Annotated in this window: 15 protein-coding genes; 8 read left to right on the top strand and 7 right to left on the bottom strand. The window is 74.0% G+C overall.

Annotation, left to right across the window (positions count from 1 at the left end; genetic code table 11):
- Positions 1-13: 13 nt before the first annotated feature.
- Together ACFYUV_RS16365 and ACFYUV_RS16360 are read right to left on the bottom strand one after the other, a co-directional pair.
- Positions 14-529: a hypothetical protein gene (locus tag ACFYUV_RS16365; protein WP_358286420.1), complete on the bottom strand. Its 516-nt coding sequence runs from the start codon at positions 527-529 to the stop codon at positions 14-16.
- 135 nt (positions 530-664) lie between these two features.
- Positions 665-1,678, bottom strand: a complete 1,014-nt coding sequence (locus tag ACFYUV_RS16360) for a hypothetical protein (RefSeq protein ID WP_387669309.1) — start codon at positions 1,676-1,678, stop codon at positions 665-667.
- A 254-nt stretch (positions 1,679-1,932) separates the two neighbouring features.
- Between ACFYUV_RS16360 and ACFYUV_RS16355 the strand changes: the two genes are divergently transcribed.
- Positions 1,933-2,868: a GNAT family N-acetyltransferase gene (locus tag ACFYUV_RS16355; protein WP_387669307.1), complete on the top strand. Its 936-nt coding sequence runs from the start codon at positions 1,933-1,935 to the stop codon at positions 2,866-2,868.
- A 33-nt stretch (positions 2,869-2,901) separates the two neighbouring features.
- On the opposite strand, the gene ACFYUV_RS16350 is transcribed toward ACFYUV_RS16355, so the two are convergent.
- Both ACFYUV_RS16350 and ACFYUV_RS16345 read right to left on the bottom strand, forming a co-directional pair.
- The gene (locus ACFYUV_RS16350) at positions 2,902-3,660 is read right to left on the bottom strand and encodes a DNA polymerase beta superfamily protein (RefSeq protein WP_387669305.1); all 759 of its coding nucleotides are present in this window, start codon (positions 3,658-3,660) and stop codon (positions 2,902-2,904) included.
- The gene (locus ACFYUV_RS16345; RefSeq protein WP_387669304.1) at positions 3,657-4,295 is read right to left on the bottom strand and encodes a DNA polymerase beta superfamily protein; all 639 of its coding nucleotides are present in this window, start codon (positions 4,293-4,295) and stop codon (positions 3,657-3,659) included. The genes ACFYUV_RS16350 and ACFYUV_RS16345 overlap by 4 nt, the downstream gene beginning before the upstream one ends.
- A 57-nt stretch (positions 4,296-4,352) precedes the next feature.
- On the opposite strand from ACFYUV_RS16345, the gene ACFYUV_RS16340 reads away from it, so the two are divergent.
- Together ACFYUV_RS16340 and ACFYUV_RS16335 are read left to right on the top strand one after the other, a co-directional pair.
- Entirely contained in the window at positions 4,353-6,218 is a 1,866-nt protein-coding gene (locus tag ACFYUV_RS16340; protein WP_387669303.1) for a propionyl-CoA synthetase, read from the top strand.
- Between the two features lie 76 nt (positions 6,219-6,294).
- Complete coding sequence (locus ACFYUV_RS16335; protein WP_387669301.1) at positions 6,295-9,111, top strand: NACHT domain-containing protein; 2,817 nt, start codon at positions 6,295-6,297, stop codon at positions 9,109-9,111.
- A 107-nt stretch (positions 9,112-9,218) separates the two neighbouring features.
- On the opposite strand, the gene ACFYUV_RS16330 is transcribed toward ACFYUV_RS16335, so the two are convergent.
- Together ACFYUV_RS16330 and ACFYUV_RS16325 are read right to left on the bottom strand one after the other, a co-directional pair.
- A complete protein-coding gene (locus ACFYUV_RS16330) occupies positions 9,219-10,358 on the bottom strand; it encodes a sensor histidine kinase (protein ID WP_387669300.1) in 1,140 nt (379 codons plus the stop codon).
- Entirely contained in the window at positions 10,355-11,011 is a 657-nt protein-coding gene (locus ACFYUV_RS16325) for a response regulator transcription factor (protein ID WP_387669298.1), read from the bottom strand. The genes ACFYUV_RS16330 and ACFYUV_RS16325 overlap by 4 nt, the downstream gene beginning before the upstream one ends.
- Positions 11,012-11,166: 155 nt before the next feature.
- On the opposite strand from ACFYUV_RS16325, the gene ACFYUV_RS16320 reads away from it, so the two are divergent.
- The 3 genes from ACFYUV_RS16320 to ACFYUV_RS16310 all read left to right on the top strand — a co-directional run bounded on the left by ACFYUV_RS16320 (position 11,167) and on the right by ACFYUV_RS16310 (position 14,567).
- Positions 11,167-12,669 (top strand): phospholipid carrier-dependent glycosyltransferase, encoded by a 1,503-nt coding sequence (locus ACFYUV_RS16320; RefSeq protein ID WP_387669296.1) that lies wholly within the window; start codon positions 11,167-11,169, stop codon positions 12,667-12,669.
- 49 nt (positions 12,670-12,718) lie between these two features.
- A complete protein-coding gene (locus ACFYUV_RS16315; protein WP_387669295.1) occupies positions 12,719-13,606 on the top strand; it encodes a hypothetical protein in 888 nt (295 codons plus the stop codon).
- 61 nt (positions 13,607-13,667) lie between these two features.
- Positions 13,668-14,567, top strand: coding sequence for a hypothetical protein (locus ACFYUV_RS16310; RefSeq protein WP_387669293.1), 900 nt, complete (start codon positions 13,668-13,670; stop codon positions 14,565-14,567).
- Here ACFYUV_RS16310 and ACFYUV_RS16305 read toward each other — a convergent pair.
- Positions 14,537-15,811, bottom strand: a complete 1,275-nt coding sequence (locus tag ACFYUV_RS16305; RefSeq protein WP_387669292.1) for a glycosyltransferase — start codon at positions 15,809-15,811, stop codon at positions 14,537-14,539. The two genes, ACFYUV_RS16310 and ACFYUV_RS16305, sit on opposite strands and share 31 nt — an antisense overlap.
- A 198-nt stretch (positions 15,812-16,009) precedes the next feature.
- On the opposite strand from ACFYUV_RS16305, the gene ACFYUV_RS16300 reads away from it, so the two are divergent.
- Entirely contained in the window at positions 16,010-16,969 is a 960-nt protein-coding gene (locus ACFYUV_RS16300) for a Ppx/GppA phosphatase family protein (protein ID WP_358286443.1), read from the top strand.
- Positions 16,970-17,027: 58 nt separating this feature from the next.
- Positions 17,028-17,405 (top strand): hypothetical protein, encoded by a 378-nt coding sequence (locus ACFYUV_RS16295; protein WP_387669290.1) that lies wholly within the window; start codon positions 17,028-17,030, stop codon positions 17,403-17,405.
- The last annotated feature ends 129 nt before the right edge of the window (positions 17,406-17,534 follow it).

Here is a 17,534-nt window from a genome sequence, read left to right as displayed (position 1 = left end):
CGGGTGGTGTGGGTCAGAGGCCGAGGGTGCGGGTGCGTTGCCACTGGGGGTCGCGGTAGAGCACCTGGTCGGTGCCCAGCAGCTCGTCGGGGGCCGACAGCATGGCGACCTCGCCCGCCGCCTGGAGCTGGAGCAGCAGGTCTCGCACCCGCGGCCCCACCGGCAGCCGCCCGGCGGGCAGCCCGAACCCGGCCCGCACCGTGTCGGCGATCTCCGACAGATGGAACGGCCCGTCGAACCCCGCCACGATGCCGCGCACCACGGTCATCGTGATCAGCTCCTCGGCCTCGGTGTGGGCGAGCTGCCAGGTGATCTGCTCCTTGCGGCCTCCGGTCGCCGCGCAGACCGTGCACCCGCGCGTCAGGTCGGGGGCCAGCTGCTCCACCGCCGAGCCGAGACAGGCCGAGCACCGGCCGTTCTCGGCGGCGTGCAGCTCGGCCGCCATCCGCCCGGCCAGCACCGCGCCGCAGTCGCAGCCGAAGCCGTCGCCCAGGATGCCGCTCTGCGGGGAGATCGTATGCTTCGTCATCAAGCCGACTTTACCGGCCCCGCCCGCCGCACCCGCGGCCCCGCCCGCCGCACCCGCGGCCCCGCAGTCGTGCCTGGCATTCCTCTCCGCAGAGCCGTGTCCCCGCAGAGTCGTGCCTCCCGCAGGCGTGTCCCGTCAGGTGCGGATGTCGGCGAGGCCGCGCAGGCGGCGCAGGGCCTTGCGGGCCGCGGCCGTGACGCGCTCGTCCGGGTGGTGGTCGATGACGACCCGCAGGACCCGTCCCGTCCACGGGTGGTCGCCGAAGGCGAGGATCGCGATCGTGCCCGCCTGCTCCTCCGCGTCCATCCCCATGGCGATCGAGTCGATCACCTCGCCCGCCTCGCCGCCGCCGAACTCCAGCAGCGCCGCCGCCATGTCCACCAGCACCCAGGCGATCTCGTCGGGGGTGGGCCGCCGTTCCTCGCGGCCCGTCCTGGCCGCGACCACCGCGCCCAGCCGGGGCTCCGCCAGCAGGCCGCGCAGCGCCCGGCGGCCCTCCTCGCCGAGGCTCGACTCCAGCAGCTCCACGCCGACCGCCCGGCTCAGCGGGCTCACCCCGGCCAGCGCCCCGGCGATCTCGGCGGCGGCCGGCTCGCGGTCGCGGCCGGCCAGCCAGCCCGCCAGCTCCTCGCTCCGCTCGGCCTCGGGGTAGGAGCGCAGGCCGTGCAGCAGCGTGGCGGCGTCGGCGCCGGCCAGCGTCCCCATGACGGGGATCTCCTGCCCGGCGGTCTCGGCGATGATCAGCCGCGCCACCCACAGCCCGAGCCAGCTCAGCGTGTACGGCTCCGCCTGCCGCACCAGCCCGAGGTCGGTCAGCGCCTGGGGCACCCGCCCGGCGACCGGCTCCCTGGACAGGAACATGCGGATGAGCTCCAGCAGCAGCCGCTCGTCGGCGGCCAGCCGCGCCCGGCACACCCGCGCCCACGCCTCCAGCACCCGCGCGTCGCCGGCACGCTCGTCCCCCTGCTCGTCTCCCTGCTCGGCCTGCGAGGCGTCGGGCAGGGCGGTCTGGGAGTCGTCGGGCGGGTCGAGCAGGGCCTTCAGCTCGCCCGCGAGCGGCGCGGCGCGGACCGCGGAGGCCAGGGTGGCGGCGTCGGGGAGCCGGATCGGCGGTTGCAGCGGCAGGGTGTCGTCGTCGTAGGACCTCACGGAGCCCATCCTGTCCTCATCCCTGTCCTCATCGTCGGCCGGATCGGAATCGTCCCGCCGGATCGCGAAACGCCGGAAACTGGACGCGGTCCAGCGTACTCACGTCGTCCTCCGGCCACGAGGGGAAGATCACGTCCGGGGAAAACGGCGAGCGGGCGACGGCAAGCTGGGCTAGAGTGCTGCGAAATGTCGGGAGAAGGGAGGCACTGAGATGTTTGGCAGTGTAAGTGTGATTTTCATTTCTCGGAGGAACTGTGCTTTTCCGTCCCGCGACCGAGGCTGACCTCGACCGCCTGCTCGGCTGCGTCGTCGACGAATCCATCAGCTGGGCCCATCCCGACCGGCTGCTCTCCTTCCTGGAGAGCCGCAACTACCGTTACGACCGCATCTGGCTCGCCGAGGAGAACGGCGAGATCCTGGCCCGCGCCGTCTGGTGGGGCTTCGCCGGCGAGGAGCGACCGCTCGCCCTCGACTGCGTCTACGTCCACCCCTCGGTCGAGGACCGTGTGGGGCTGGCTGCCGAGCTGCTGCGCCACGCGCACGCCGCGTTCGGCCGCACGCCGGAGTACCACGTCTTCGTCTCCAACGGCTGGCGCGAGGACCCGAAGGCGTCGGCGGCCATCGCCTGGCGCTGGGAGGCCGCCGGCCGTGCCGGGCTGACCGAGGAGCTGGAACGCCTGCGCTACGCCTGGACGCCCGGCTCGCCGGTGCCCGAGCCGTCCGACCGGCTGGTCTTCCGCGGCGATGACGACGACGAGGTGTTCGTGGACGCCTTCCGCCAGGTCGCCGAGGGCACCCTCGACTTCCACACCCGCCAGGCCCTGATGACCATGGACCCCGTGGAGCAGGCCCGCGAGGACGTCCGCGACAACCGCTCGATGCGGGGCGAGCGGTCCTGGTGGCGGCTGGCCTACGACAAGAGCGGCGACCTGGTCGGCGTCGCGCTGCCCTCCGCCAACGACGCCGGGCCCGTGGTCGGCTACCTCGGCGTGGTGCCCGCGCACCGGGGCCGAGGCTACGTCGACGAGCTGCTCGGCGAGATCACCCGCTTCCACGCCGAGCGCGGCGTGCCGGGCATCATGGCCGACACCGACGCGGGCAACGTCCCGATGGCGCGGGCGTTCGAACGCGCCGGGTACGAGAACGTCTCGGTCCGGCTCGTCCTGTCGGCCGACCCCGGCGCCGCCTGACCGCCTGTCCCGTCCCTGACCGGCCGCACCCCGTCAGGGACGGGACGCCAGGCGCGCCCGCACGGCCAGGTCGTGCAGGGCGTCGTCCGCGGTGGCCCGCTCGGGCAGCGCCGAGCCCTCGCGCGCCGCCTCCAGCGCGGCCGTCATCCGCGCCACGTCCTCGGCCACGCCCGCCACCTGCGGCGCCGCGCCGTGCTCGGCCTCCCGCTTGGCCGCCACCAGCTCCGGCAGGTAAGGCGGCCCGTACGGCAGCAGCCGCGTCAGGTCGGCCTCCAGCTCCCCGGTGCGCATGAGGTGGGTGCCCGTCGCCAGCACGCGGAAGGTGTACAGCAGCGGCTTCAGCTCGCCCGTACGCCCGAACAACCGCCACTGCGTACGCGCGAACCCCAGGTAGTGGTGGGCGTGGTGCCGCGTCACGCATCCGGCCGCCAGCGCCACCAGCTCCTCGTGCACCGGCGAGGACGTCACCACCAGCGGCGACAGGAGCTGTTCCAGCACGTAACCGTTGCGGCCGAGGAGCAGGCGGCAGAACTTGACCAGGTCGTGCGTGACCAGGTCCACCTCGACGCCCTCGCGCGTCCACGTCCGGTCCAGCGTCTGCGGCCCGGTGCGCAGCCCGGCCACCTCCTCGACCGGCAGCACGTGCACGCCGCGCAGGTCCACGTCGGAGTCCACGGACGGGAACCCGTACAGGTGGGCGCCGCTCACCGTGGCGAACGCCACCGGGTACGGCTGCTCGCCGGGGACCTCAGGCAGCCACGACGGCAGCCCGGACGGCGGCAGCGTGGTCACAGGTGCTCCTTCCGCACGCCCACCAGGAAGTCCTCCACGCGTTCGCGGTCCGGCCGCTCCGGCAGGACACAGGGTTCGGCGGCCAGCTCCGCCGCCAGCGCGGCCCGCCAGGCGTCCACCTCGGCCCACGTGACCTCGCCGCGCCGGACCGCCAGCAGCCGTTCGCGGTGCGCCCCGACCTCCACCAGCGGCTCGCCGTGCCGCATCAGGTGCAGGCCGCTGAGCAGCAGCCGCAGCATGTGCATGGCCTGCTTCCACTTGGGCGCCGCCGGGTCGAGCCGCCGGAACTGGTCGACGGCGTACCCGGCGAACGTCTGCCGCGCCCGCCGCGACACGAACGCCCCGCGCAGCTCGCGCAGCCGCCGCCCGGCCGGGGTCTCCACCTCCACGATCGGCGACCACAGGCACTCCAGCACCGTCGGGTTGGCCTCCAGCGCCAGCACGCAGAAGCGCTCCACCTCCCACGAGAACTGCTCGGGCAGCGGCCCGTCGCGGTGCGTGGGCGGCTTGGACAGCCGCCAGAAGTCCGCGGTGGGGGCCACGAACACGCCGCGCCGGTCGGTGTCGGACGCCGCGGTCTCCAGCCCGTACGCCCGCGAGCCCGTCACGACGGACAGGATGAGATCGTCATTCATCCGGACACCCTCCCACGGGGCTTGCGTTCGGGGGCCGGCGGCTGGTCTGATCGAAAAGTGGGCGGCTATGACGAGGCTTACCGGCGGAGCATCCAGCGCCCGGAGGAGTTCTGGGCGCAGGCGGCGCGCGACATCGACTGGGACGTCGCGCCCGCCGTCGTCAGCGACGGGAGCCGGTGGTTCCCCGACGGACGGCTCAACACCTGCCACAACGCGCTCGACCGGCACGTCGCGGCCGGCCGCGGCGAGCAGGCGGCGCTGATATACGACAGCCCGGTCACCGGCGCCGTCCGCACGATCACCTACGCCGAGCTGCTCGACGAGGTGGCGCGGACGGCGGGCATGCTGAAGGCGCTCGGCGTGACGGCCGGCGACACCGTCGTGATCTACATGCCGATGGTGCCCGAGGCGGTCGTCGCGATGCTGGCCTGCGCGCGGCTCGGGGCGGTGCACTCGGTGGTGTTCGGCGGCTTCGCGGCCAGGGAGCTGGCCCTGCGCATCGAGCACGCCGAGCCCAAGGTGGTGCTCGCGGCCTCCTGCGGCATCGAGCCGGCCCGGGTCGTGGCCTACAAGCCGCTGCTCGACGCCGCCCTCGACCAGGCCGCCCACCGGCCCGCCCACTGCGTGATCCTGCAGCGCCCGCAGGGCCCCGCCGAGCTGACGCCGGGCCGCGACCTCGACTGGCACGAGTCCGTGCGCGCCGCCGAGCCCGCCGGGTGCGTCAGCGTGGCCGCCACGGACCCGCTCTACGTGCTCTACACCTCCGGCACCACCGGCCTGCCCAAGGGCGTGGTGCGCGACAACGGCGGCCACGCGGTCGCCCTGCGCTGGAGCATGACCAACGTCTACGGCGCCGCCCCCGGCGAGGTCTTCTGGGCCGCCTCCGACGTCGGCTGGGTCGTCGGCCACTCCTACATCGTCTACGCGCCGCTGCTGACCGGCTGCACGACCGTCCTGTACGAGGGCAAGCCCGTCGGCACGCCCGACCCCGGCGCGTTCTGGCGGGTGACCGCCCAGCACGGCGTGCGCACGCTGTTCACCGCGCCCACCGCGATCAGGGCCATCAAGAAGGAAGATCCCACCGGCAATTTCGCGAAAAAATGGGACCTGTCCGGGCTGCGGCATCTCTTCCTCGCCGGTGAGCGCCTCGACCCCGACACCTACCACTGGGCCAGCGACCTGCTCGGCGTCCCCGTCATCGACCACTGGTGGCAGACCGAGACCGGCTGGCCCGTCGCGGCCAACTGCGTCGGCATCGAGACCCTGCCGATCAAGCCGGGCTCGCCGACGAAACCCGTCCCCGGCTACGACGTGCGCGTCCTCGACGCCGACGGCCGCGAGTGCCCGCCCGGGGTGGAGGGCGCGGTCACCGTCCGGCTGCCGCTGCCGCCCGGCTGCCTGCCCACCCTCTACCGCGACGAGGAGCGCTTCCGGGCCTCCTACCTGTCCCGCTACCCCGGCCACTACCTGACCGGCGACGGCGGCCACATCGACGCCGACGGCTACCTCTACGTCATGGGCCGCATCGACGACGTGATCAACGTGGCCGGCCACCGCCTGTCCACGGGCGCGATGGAGGAGGTGATCGCCGCCCATCCCGACGTCGCCGAGTGCGCGGTGATCGGGGTGGCCGACGCGCTGAAGGGGCAGCTGCCGGTCGGGTTCGTGGTGCTCAAGTCCGGCTCCGACCGCGACCCGGCCGACGTCGAGCGCGAGCTGACCGCCCTGGTGCGCGAGCGCGTCGGGCCGGTCGCCGCCTTCCGCCGGGCCGTGGTGGTCGCCCGGCTGCCCAAGACGCGCTCGGGCAAGATCCTGCGCGCCACGATGCGCGACATCGCCGACGGCCGGCCGTACGCCACGCCGTCCACCATCGAGGACCCCGGCGTGCTGCCGGAGATCGCCGACGCGGTGAAAGGCCCATAGCGGAGCGGGCGTCCGGGCAGCGCCGGGGGCGCTTCCCGGCGCATGATGGGACCTCCCGGTCCCGGAGAGAAGGCTGATGATCGAGACCCCGAGTTACGCCGACGCCCTGAGGGTGCTCGGCTGCAAGGAGGGCAGGCTCGTCAAGGTGGTCGGCTTCGCCGCGGCCGCCGCCCGCACGGGGTGGGCGCTGGCCGGGGGCGGGCTGCTCACCATGGGCCTGGCCGACCTGCGTTCCGACGTCGTGCGCTACGGCGAGGAGGTCATCCGCAGGATGCCCGAGCTGAAGGGCGGCGTGGACCGTTACACCCGCACCCAGCGCCTGGCCGCCGCGCACGCCGTGATCGTCGTCTCGGCCTGGTTCGAGGCGCTGGGGGAGGCCAAGCTGCCCTTCACCCTGGAGCAGCTCGACCGGGCCGACAAGATCTCGCACGGCGTGCCCACCCCCGAGCGCTTCGCCCGCCTGGTGGCCGGTCTGCTCATGGAACGCCTGCCCACCCCCGAGCCGCACGTGCCCTTCGCCGAGACCCGCCAGGCCGTCGAACGCGCCCACCTGCGCATGTCGGAGGCGATGGCCGGGTTCGTCGGCGGCCTCAGCGTGTGGGACGAGCTGCCCGTCGACGACCAGCTCCTGTTACCCCGGATGCTGGCCGAGGGCCCGCCCGCGCACGCCCTGCGCATCTACGACGAGGACTTCCGCTCGCTGTCCCTGGACAGCCACGAGTTCGGCGTGCGCAGCCTGGTCACCGACCGCCAGACGCCGGGCACCGGCCTGTCGCGGGTGGCCTGGCTGCTGGCCGAGCTGGCCCCGCCGCGGGTCGGCGACCGTCCCATGATCCACCGGGTCAGGATGGCGGCGAACGCGCTCGACCGTCCCCTGCTGGCCGCCGGCAAGCTGCCCGAGGACGTCTCGCTCCCGCTGCTCGGCGAGGGCTACCTCAGCCCGCGCTGCCGGGTCGCCGAGCTGACCCGCGAGTCCGACCCCTCCTCCGTGGGCTGGTGGCGGGACCAGCGCCTGCTGCCCGACGCCGAGGCGTTCCTCGTCGGCCACCTCACCTCGCTGCGCGCCACCCAGGCGCCCCTGCTGGTGCTCGGCGAGCCCGGCGCGGGCAAGTCCAAGCTGACCGAGGTGCTCGGCGCCCGCCTGGCCAGGTCGGAGTTCCTGCCGATCAGGGTGGAGCTGCCGCGCGTCTCGCCGCGCGCGCCGGTCGCCGAGCAGATCGAGCAGGCCGTCGCCGCCGTGCTGGAGGAGGAGGTCGCCTACGCCGACCTGGTCGCCGCGGGCGACGGCGCGCTGCCGGTGATCCTGCTCGACGGCTTCGACGAACTGCTGCAGGGCGGCGTCAACCGCTACGACTACCTCGGGCACCTGCAGGAGTTCCAGCGCCGCGAGGCCGCGCTGGGACGGCCCGTCGTGGTGATCGTGACCAGCCGGACCGTGGTGGCCGACCGCATCAGGTTCCCCGACGGGCTGCTGGCGTTGCAGCTCCAGCCGTTCGAGGACGACCAGGTGCGTCAGTGGCTCGACATCTGGGACCAGGCCAACCGCGCCCTGCTGGCCCGCCGCGATCTGAAGCCCCTGCCCGCGGCGACCGCGCTGGCCCAGGGCGAGATGGCCCGGCAGCCGCTGCTCCTGCTGCTGCTCGCGCTCTACGACGCCGGCGGCAACGCCCTGCAGCGCGAGCACCGCCCGATCGGCCGCGCCCGCCTGTACGAGGTGCTGCTGCGCGACTTCACCGAACGCGAGACCGCCACCCCGCAGCGGGTGGTGATCGACAGCGAGCTCGTCCTGCTCGGCACGGTCGCCCTGTCCATGCTCGCCCGCGGCCGGCAGGTCGTCACCGAGGAGGACCTCGCCCGCGACCTGCCCGCCCTGTGCGAAGGCGGCGAGGACGAGCCCGACGAGCCGCGCCCGCCCGTCGACTGGGCCCGCCGGGCCACCGAGCGCTTCTTCTTCATCCGCCGCGACGGCCACTCCTTCCTCCACTCCACCTTCGGCGAGTTCCTGACGGCCTGGCTGACCGTGTACGCGCTGCGCGACCTCGACCGGCGCCGCCGCCTGGCCGGGGACGAGCCCCTGGCCCTGGCCCAGAGCGTGGACGACGACCTGCTGTACGCGGTCACGTCGTTCTCCTGCCTGGCCGAGCGCGGCCCGACGGTCGGGTTCATCCTGGAGCTGTTGGACGAGGTGCCGGCGGCCGTACGCGCCCGGTGCGTGACCCACCTGGCCGGGCTGCTGCGCCGGTCCCTGTACGAGCGCCGACGCCGCTGCTTCACCGGCTTCGAGCCGGTGCGCCATCCCGTCACCCGCCGCCTGGCCGCCTACTCGGCCAACCTGGCGCTGCTCATCGTGGCCGCCTCGCCGGAGCCCGTGCCCGTCTCGCACCTCCTGGGCGGGCCCGACCCGCTGGGCCGCTGGGCGTCCTTCAGCCACCTGTGGAAGGGCCAGCTCGGGCACGAGGGCTGGACGGGCCTGGTCAACGCCCTGTCGGCGCACCGCGTCGCCGGGCGGGGCCAGGAGGAGGTGATCCTCGGCGGCGGCGAGGGCACCGCCATGGGCGACGCCATCGTCGCGGCCGCCACCGGTCACGCGCCCCGCCACCGCAGGCTGCTCGACCTGCTGATGCTGGCCGTGGGGGAGGGACGCGCGCTGCGCTTCCACGACCGGGTGGCCGTCCTGCGGGAGCTGGTGGAGACGGCGGCCGTGCGGTCCCCGGCGGTGCACCGGGCGCTGGGCGCGTTGTGGCGCGAGGACGGCGCGGACCACGCCGAGCTGCGCCCGTTGCTCGGCCTGGTGCTGGCCGACCCGACCGAGCGCGTGGCGACCTGGGAGCAACTGGTCAAGGCGGGCGTGCCGGAGGAGGAACTCTGGCAGATCCGCCAGGACGGCGACTGATCCACCGGCGGCGGCACGCCGGATGTCACGGCGCGGACCGGTCCACCGGCGGCCCCGTGAGGGGCGTCAGGGCACGGACCGGTCCACCGGCGGCCTCGTGAGGGGCGTCAGGGCGCGGACCGGTCCACCGGCAGCTCCACGGTGATCGTCAGGCCGCCCTCGTCGCGCGGCCTGGCGGTGACCGTGCCCTCGTGGGCCTCGGCGATGACCCGCACGATCGACAGCCCGAGCCCGCTGCCCCGCTCCGAGCGCAGCCGGTCGCCGTGCAGCCGCCGGAACGGCTGGAAGATCGTCTCGATCTCGTACGGCGGCACGTGCAGCCCGGTGTTGGCCACCACCAGCTCGACCTGCTCGGCCCGCCGCCGCGTCGTCACCCACACCTCGCCCTTGGGCTGGTTGTGCCGGATCGCGTTCTCCACCAGGTTCTGCACCAGCCGCTCGACCAGCACCGCCTCGCCCGTCGTCGGCGCCGAGTCCAGCAGCCGGTGGATCGTCACGTCCCGCTCGGCCGCCTCCTCGCCGGCCTGGTCGAGCACGTGCTCGGCGACGTCGGTCAGGTCGAAGGGCCGCCGGTCCAGCACCGCCTGCTCGCCCTCGGCCAGGGCCAGCAGGCCGTCGATGAGGCGTTCGTGCCGGGCGTTGACCAGCAGCAGCGACTCGCCGAGCCGCTTGACGTCGTCGGTGGCGTCGGGGCGGCGCACGGCGACGTCCACCAGGGTGCGGTTGATCGTCAGCGGGGTGCGCAGCTCGTGCGAGGCGTTGGCGACGAACCGGCGCTGCCCGTCGAACGAGCGGGCCAGCCGGCCGAGCATGGTGTCGTAGATCTCGGTGAGCTCCTTGACCTCGTCGCGCGGGCCCTCGTAGGCGATGCGCTCGGTCAGGTCGTGGCTCTGGGCGACCCGGCGGGCGGTCTCGGTGACCGCCTTGACCGGCCGCAGCACCCAGCCCGCCGCCCGCCAGCCGACCCCGAACGCCGCGGCCGTGGCGGCCAGCACGATGAGCCCGCCCACCGTGCGCACGCCGCTCAGCGTCTCGCGCTGGTAGGCCGCGCGCACCCGCATCGCGTTGCGGTAGGCGGACTCGTAGGAGTCGCCGTAGGAGTACTGCCGGGGGAAGTCGGGCCTGATCAGGTCCGCCCGGTACTCCAGCTGCGACCGGACGACGAAGTACACCCCGGTCACCGTCAGGGCGCCGAGGAAGAGGAACACCCCGGCGCAGGCCAGGGCGAAACGCATGCGCACGGTCATGGGATGCGGTACCCCGATCCGGGGACGGTCTCGATCACCTGCGGCTCGCCGAGCTTCTTGCGCAGCTTCATCATCGTGGTCCGCACGGTGTTGGTGAACGGGTCGATGTGCTCGTCCCAGACCTTCTCCAGCAGGTCCTCGGCCGAGACCACCGCGCCCTGGGCGCGCAGCAGCTCGGCCAGCACGCCGAACTCCTTGCGGGCCAGCGGGACGTACACGCCGTCGCGGAACACCTGCCGGTGCGCCCAGTCCAGCCGCACGCCCGCCCGCTCCAGCATCGGCGGGTCGGCCCGGCGGGCGCGCCGCCCGAGCGCGTGCACCCGCGCCACCAGCTCCTCGAACGCGAACGGCTTGGGCAGGTAGTCGTCGGCCCCCAGCGACAGCCCCGTCACCCGTGAGCGCACGTCGCCGGACGCCGTCAGCATGAGCACCCTGACCAGCCGGTCCTGCTCCACCACCGTCCGGCACACCTCGTCGCCGTGCACCCCCGGCAGGTCCCTGTCGAGGATGAGCACGTCGTAGTCGTGCACGCCGAGCCGTTCCAGCGCCGCCTCCCCGTCATAGGCGACGTCCACAGCGAGCGCCTCGCCCCGTAACCCCTCGGCGATCGAGTCGGCGAGCATGCGCTCGTCCTCGGCGATCAAAACCCGCACTTGTAGCCCCCAAGAAGATCATAAATGCCGCAAGTCTGGACCAGACCGCATAACGCGGGCATAACCAGTTCCGGTGACGCTCAGGTTATCGGCGTCCCGCTGGACTGCCTCCCCTACGACCGGGACCGGCCCGGTCGGCTACGGGGGAGAAGGTCATGGCAGCCACCCTGGCCGGGACGCGTCCGCTCGCGTCCGCCGCGCGCCGCCCGCGCGGCCACGGGCTGTTCGCCTGCGTGCTGGCGCTTGCCGCCGCGCTGCGCGTGCTGGTCATGCTCGGGTACGACACGGCGCAGCTCTACTGGTACGACTCCTTCACGTACCTGGACACAGCCGTGCACCTGCGGCCCCAGGCTGCCTTCCACCCCGCCGGGTACTCCTGGTTCCTGTGGGCCCTGCGGCCCTTCCACAGCGTGGAGCTGGTCGCCGGGCTGCAGCACGCCATGGGCCTGGGGATCGGCGTGATGATCTACGCGTTGCTGCGCCGCCGTTCGCTGCCCGGCTGGGGGGCCGCCCTGGCGACCGTGCCGGTGCTGTTCGACCCCTCCTTCCTCCGGCTGGAGCACGCCGTGCTGTCGGACCTCCAGGTCATCTTCCTGATCACCGCCGCGCTGGTGGTCCTGATGTGGCGCCACGCCCCCTCGGGCGCGCCGCGCGGCCGGCCCGGGGTGCCGTCGGCGCGGGCCGCGGCGGTGGCGGGGCTGCTGCTCGCGCTGGCCGGGCTGACCAGGACGGCCGCCGTGCCGCTGCTCGCCCTGGCGGCCGGCTGGCTGGTGCTGCGCCGCGCGCCCTGGCGGCGGGTGGCCGCGCTGGTGCTGGCCGGCGCCCTGCCACTGGCGGCCTACGCCGGCTGGTACGCCCAGCACCACGGCCGTTTCGCCCTCAGCGGCTCCGACGGCGTCGCCCTGTGGGCCAGGACCATGACCTTCGCCGACTGCTCGATCATCAAGCCGCCGCCCGCCGAGGCCCCGCTCTGCCCGAACGGCACCGTCGCCGACGCCGCCTCGGAGTACGTCTGGGCCCCCGGCGCCTCGCTCAACCGGCTCCCGGGCGACCGGTTCGCCCACAACGACCTGGCCAGGTCGTTCGCCCTGCGCGCCATCGCCGCCCAGCCGCTGGACTACCTGCGCGAGGTGGCCCGGGACACCTCACTCGCCTTCACCTGGTCGCCGGTGCCCCACCCCCGGCGGATGAACCCGTCCACCACCTTCCCCCGCGGCTCCTGGCCGCTGCCCGAGCAGCAGGCCCTCGTCGCGAAGGTGCGCTCGGAGTACGACCCCGGCATCCACGGCATGAGCTCCGTCGAGCCGTACGCCTCGATCCTGGCCGCCTACCCCTACCCCTGGTTCCTGCACGGCACGGTCTTCGGCGTGCTGCTCCTGGCCGGCGGCCTCGGCTCGGCCGGACGCCGGCGCGCCGCCCTGCTGCCATGGGCGACGGCGGCCTTCCTGCTGCTGGCCCCGGTGGCGGCCCTCGACTTCGACCACCGGTACGTCCTGCCCGCCATCCCCTTCGCCTGCGTGTCCGCCGCTCTGGCCGTCGCGGGGGCAGCGACGGGAAGGGCGACGGGGGCAGCGGCGGGGGCAGCGGCGGGCGCACGGACCAGGCGGTTTCCGGGCCTGACCTTTCGGAGGCTGACATCCTTGCGAAAAAATACGTAATATCCACTGCATCGCGAGCGTTGGGGGCGCCAAGGTGCCGGGACAGAGCGTGGGTGTGGTCGTCGATCCGGAGGTTCCTCCGGAGGTCGCGGGGATGCTGCGGGCCAACGCCGCGCTGCTGTCCAGGATCCGGTCGGGCTGGGTGCCGCCGGCCGACGCGCGTCCGGGCCGGTTCAGGAACGTCTCCAGCGTCGCCCTGCTGGCCGCCACGCCCGGGGTGGTCGCGCTCATGGCCGTGCTGCTGGCCCTGTCCCACCCGGCCGCCGGGTTCACGTTGTTGGGCACGTTCGTCTTCATCGTCCTGGTCAAGATCGCGTCGATCAGCGAGCTGCCCGAGCACGACGTGTCGCGCGACCGCGAGGTGTACGAGCGGGCCCGCCCGTACCGGGACCGCTACCTGCTGCCCGAGGACTTCGACCGGGACGCCGCGGACGTGCTGACCAGGGCGCAGCGGGCCATCGGTTCGGTGCTGCGCTCGCACGTCAACGCCGAGGGGCTGCTCGACGGGGCCCGCAACGCGCTCATGCTGCCCGCCCAGGAGTGGGAGATCGCCCGCCTGCTGGCCAAGCTGTCGGGCTTACGCGCCGAGCACGCCGCCCTGGTGTCCAGGGGCGTCGCCCCCGAGGTGGCCGCCGTGATCGAGCCGCTGGACAGGGCCCTGGCCACCAGCGAGGCCGCCATGATCGCCCGCGTCGAGGCCCTGGAACGTTACGCCGGGCACGTCGCCGAGGCCGAACGCGCCTACCACGCCCGCGGCCAGATCGAGGAGCTGCGCGCCCGCCTGCCGCGCTACGAGGAGCTGCTGGCCGAGACCGGCGCCGACGCGCTGGCCGTCCCGGAGATCGACCGGCTCGCCGAGGACGCCGACCACCTGGAGCAGGTGTTGCGGCGCAGCGTGCGGTCGGCCCACGAGGCGTTCCGGTACCTGGAGAGCTGACATGCCGGTGGCCGGGCGGAACCGCCCTCGCAGGAGGTGAATCCCCATCCGATCCGACATCATGGCCGACGTCATCGTCGATCCCGGCGTGCCGCCGGCCGACGCGCGGCTCATCAGGGACAACCGGCGGCTGCTGCTCAGGACGCGCAGGGGCTGGGTCCCGGACGGCCCCGGCCTGCCCGCCGCGCCGTACTGGCGGCTCGGCGCGGTCTGCGGGGCGACCGTCTGCCTCGGCCTGCTGCTGGGCGCCGGAGGGCTCGGCCGCTCCCTGGGGCCGCTGTTGCTGGTGCTCCTCGCCATCCCGCTGATGATCGTGACGTTCGTCCGCACCGAGACGCCGGAGGGCGAGGAGGCCGAGCACGAACGCCGGGTGCACGCCCAGGCCGTCCGGCACGAGGGCCGGTACGTGCTCCTGGACGACCTCGACGAGTCCTCCCGCAGGCTGCTGCGCCGGGCCCAGCGGGCGGTCGCCACGGTCTCGCAGTCGCGGGTCAACCTCGAAGGGCTGCTGGACGACGTGCGCAACGCGGTGATGCTGCCCGCCCAGGAGTGGGAGATCGCCCGCCTGCTGGCCAAGCTGTCCGGCCTGCGCGCCCGGCACCGGCAGACCCTGTCGGGGGAGAGCGCGCCGGAGGTCGCGGCCGTGGCCGAACCCCTCACCAGGGCGCTGGACAGCAGCGAGCAGGCCGTCGTGGCCCGGGTGGAGGCGCTGGAGCGGTACGCCGCCAACGTGGCCGAGGCCGAACGCGCCTACCGGGCCCGGCAGCAGATCGCCGAGCTGCGCGCGCGGCTGCACGAGTACGAGGAGCTCGTCGCCGAGACCGGCGCGGGCGACGGCGCGATGGACGAGCTGACCCGCCTGACCGAGGACGCCGACCGCCTGGACCAGGCGCTGAGGCGGAGCGTCAGCTCCGCCCACGAGGCCTTCCGCTACCTGGAGCCGGGCCCCCCGGAACCCTGACCGCCCTGGACTCCGAAGCCCTGCCCGCTCTGACCGCTCTGGTCCCCGAAGCCCTGCCCGCTCTGACCGCCGTGGCCGTGCGGCGCGGGGGAGCCGGCGGCGTGCGGCGGGTGGGCGCCGCCGTGGGCGGCCTCCAGGAGCAGGTCGCACAGGGCGTCGGCGGCGTCGAGGCGGCCCAGCCTGCCCGCCGCCTGCCCCATCGCCGCGCGCAGCCCGGGATCGGCCAGCATCGGCATCAGCTCGGCCAGCAGCTGCTCGGCCGTCGGCCGCGGCTCCAGCAGCGCCCGCGCGGCCCCCGCCGAGACCAGGTAGCCGGCGTTCTTGCGCTGCTCGTCGCCGCCGGTCGGGATCAGCGGGATCAGCAGCGACGGCTTGCCGATCGCGGTCAGCTCCGACACCGTGCCCGCGCCGCTGCGCGAGATCACCACGTCGGCCGCGGCGAACAGGTCGGGCAGCTCGGTCCCCACGTACGGCACCGGGTGGTAACGGTCGGCCAGGCCGGGCGGCACCTCGACCGCCCGCATCTGGTCGATCCAGGCCGGCCCGCACTGGTGGACGACCTGCGCGTGCGGCAACAACCGCGGCAGGATCTCGGCGATCAGCGTGTTGATCTGCTTGCTGCCCTGCGCCCCGCCGGTCACGTAGATCAGCGGCACCTCGAACGTCAGCCCGAACAGGTCGTAGGCCGCCGCCCGGTTGCCCTGCAGCAGCTCCGGCCGCACCGGGTTGCCGGTCACCACGGCCTTCGCCCGCGCCGACGGCGGCAGGTACTCCAGCGACGACTCGTGCGACAGCGCGATCCGGGTCGCCAGCCGGGCCAGGATGCGGTTGGCCAGGCCCACCACGGTCGTCTGCTCGTGCATGACCAGCGGGCGGCGGATCAGCTTGGCCGCCACGCCGATCGGCACCGCCACGTACCCGCCGGTGGACAGCACCACGTCGGGCAGGTAGCGGGCGGCGTGCCCCACCGCCTGGAACACCCCGACGGGGATGCGGAACACGTCGGCGATGTTGGTGCCGAGCTCCTTGAGGTTCGGACGGCGGCGCAGCTTGCCCGTGGTGATCGCCTTGAACGGGATGCCGTGCTCGGCCGTGATCCGGGCCTCCAGGCCGTTCTCCGTGCCCACCCACAGCACGTCGTGCGGCACCTGACGTCGCTGGACGGCCGACAGGGTCGTCAGGGCCGGATAGGTGTGACCGCCGGTGCCGCCGCCGGTGATCAGCAGTCGCAGGGTTCGTGACATGCGATCAGACTATGGCCGCGCGGCGGAAGCCCGTGTGCCCGGTCCGGCCGCCGGGCGTGTTCGCCGCGCGCCCACCGCGCCCTGACCGCGCGCCCACCCCGCCCCGACCGGGCACCCGGCCGGCCGGTCGGCCCGCCGGGCTCGGCCGGGGGCAGTGCCGGCTTCGCCCGAAAAGCCGCAGACCGGTAGCGTTTTCCCATGCGACTAGGCGTGCTGGACATCGGCTCGAACACCGTCCATTTACTCGTCGTCGACGCCCACCGGGGCGCGCGGCCCATGCCCGCCTACTCCCACAAGGAAGAGCTGCGCCTCACCCAGTACCTGGGCGCGGACAACCGGCTCGCGCCCGAGGGCATCGAACGGCTCGGCGCGTTCGTCGAGGAGGCGGTGCGCCTGGCCGAGGACAAGGGGGTGGAGGACCTGCTCGCCTTCGCCACCTCGGCCGTGCGCGAGTCGGCCAACGGCGAGCAGGTGCTCGCCGAGATCGACGAGCGCTGCGGCGTGCACATCGCGGTGCTGTCCGGGCGCGACGAGGCCCGGCTGACGTTCCTCGCGGTGCGCCGGTGGTTCGGGTGGTCGTCCGGGCGGCTGCTGGCCTTCGACATCGGCGGCGGGTCGCTGGAGATCGCCGCCGGGGTGGACGAGGAGCCCGACGTCGCGGTGTCGCTGCCGCTCGGCGCCGGGCGGCTGACCCGCGACTGGTTCACCGGCGACCCGCCCTCCGCCGAGGAGGTGCGCAAGCTGCGCAAGCACGTCCGTACGGAGATCGCCCGCACGGTCGGCGACGTGGCCAGGTACGGCGAGCCCGACCGCGCCGTGGCCACCTCCAAGACCTTCAAGCAGCTCGCCAGGATCGCCGGCGCGCCGGCCTCCAGCGAGGGCCCGTACGTCTCGCGCGCGCTCTCCCGCGCCGACATGGCCTCCTGGGCGGCCAGGCTGACCGGCATGAGCTCCGCCGAGCGGGCCGAGCTGTCCGGGGTGTCCGAGGGCCGGGCCGCGCAACTGGCCGCCGGGGCGCTGGTGGCAGACGCGGCCATGGACCTGTTCGAGGTGGAGCGGCTGGAGGTGTGCCCGTGGGCGCTGCGCGAGGGCGTGATACTGCGCCGGCTCGACCTCCTGCCCGGACGGCTGGACCAGTCCACTGGGATCGCCGAGTAAGGCCGATATATCCCAAAAAATTGGCATAATTCGCTGGTGAGCGGGCACTTTTCGCCCAATGTTGACAGTCCTCGGTACGATCGGCTCCCTGGTGATCGTCTTCGTCCTCATCGTCCTGGCCGTCCTGGTCATCGCGGTGGTCGCGATGCTGGCGATGGGCGCGCTGGCCGGAACGATGGTCGACTGGCACACGTTGTGGCGGCGGCTGACCCGCCGAGGGGCACGGTTGACGCTGAAACTCAGCGCCCCCGAGGCGCCCGCGCGGCTGCGGGCCAAGCTGAGCGGCGGCACGCCCCTGGTGAGCCGCCGTCTCCGGCTGGCGCCCGTGATCCGCGGGGGCGACCGGCGTCCCGACGTGAGCCGTCCCGGCCGGAGCGCCCGCGTACGCAGGCATTCCGGCCTCACCACGACCGCCGTCTCCGGCAACGAACACTGAGAAACGAGAAGTGAGAAAGGGCCGGGGGGGGGGGGGGGGGGGGGGCCCGGCCCCGGGGGGGGGGGGCCAGGGGGGGGGTTTGGTTGGCCCCGCCCCCGGGGGGGTGGGCGCGATTATATAAAGGCACGA

The sequence above is a fragment of the Nonomuraea sp. NPDC003560 genome (assembly GCF_042878785.1).
GTDB lineage: Bacteria > Actinomycetota > Actinomycetes > Streptosporangiales > Streptosporangiaceae > Nonomuraea.
This window is presented reverse-complemented; position numbering and strand designations above follow the sequence as displayed.

Bases quoted from the DNA above. Each gene is read 5' to 3' on its own strand.
- ACFYUV_RS16365 (WP_358286420.1), bottom strand. From the start codon at position 529: ATGACGAAGCATACGATCTCCCCGCAGAGCGGCATCCTGGGCGACGGC.
- ACFYUV_RS16345 (WP_387669304.1), bottom strand. From the start codon at position 4,295: ATGAATGACGATCTCATCCTGTCCGTCGTGACGGGCTCGCGGGCGTAC.
- ACFYUV_RS16335 (WP_387669301.1), top strand. From the start codon at position 6,295: ATGATCGAGACCCCGAGTTACGCCGACGCCCTGAGGGTGCTCGGCTGC.
- ACFYUV_RS16330 (WP_387669300.1), bottom strand. From the start codon at position 10,358: ATGACCGTGCGCATGCGTTTCGCCCTGGCCTGCGCCGGGGTGTTCCTC.
- ACFYUV_RS16320 (WP_387669296.1), top strand. From the start codon at position 11,167: ATGGCAGCCACCCTGGCCGGGACGCGTCCGCTCGCGTCCGCCGCGCGC.
- ACFYUV_RS16310 (WP_387669293.1), top strand. From the start codon at position 13,668: ATGGCCGACGTCATCGTCGATCCCGGCGTGCCGCCGGCCGACGCGCGG.
- ACFYUV_RS16305 (WP_387669292.1), bottom strand. From the start codon at position 15,811: ATGTCACGAACCCTGCGACTGCTGATCACCGGCGGCGGCACCGGCGGT.
- ACFYUV_RS16300 (WP_358286443.1), top strand. From the start codon at position 16,010: ATGCGACTAGGCGTGCTGGACATCGGCTCGAACACCGTCCATTTACTC.
- ACFYUV_RS16295 (WP_387669290.1), top strand. From the start codon at position 17,028: ATGTTGACAGTCCTCGGTACGATCGGCTCCCTGGTGATCGTCTTCGTC.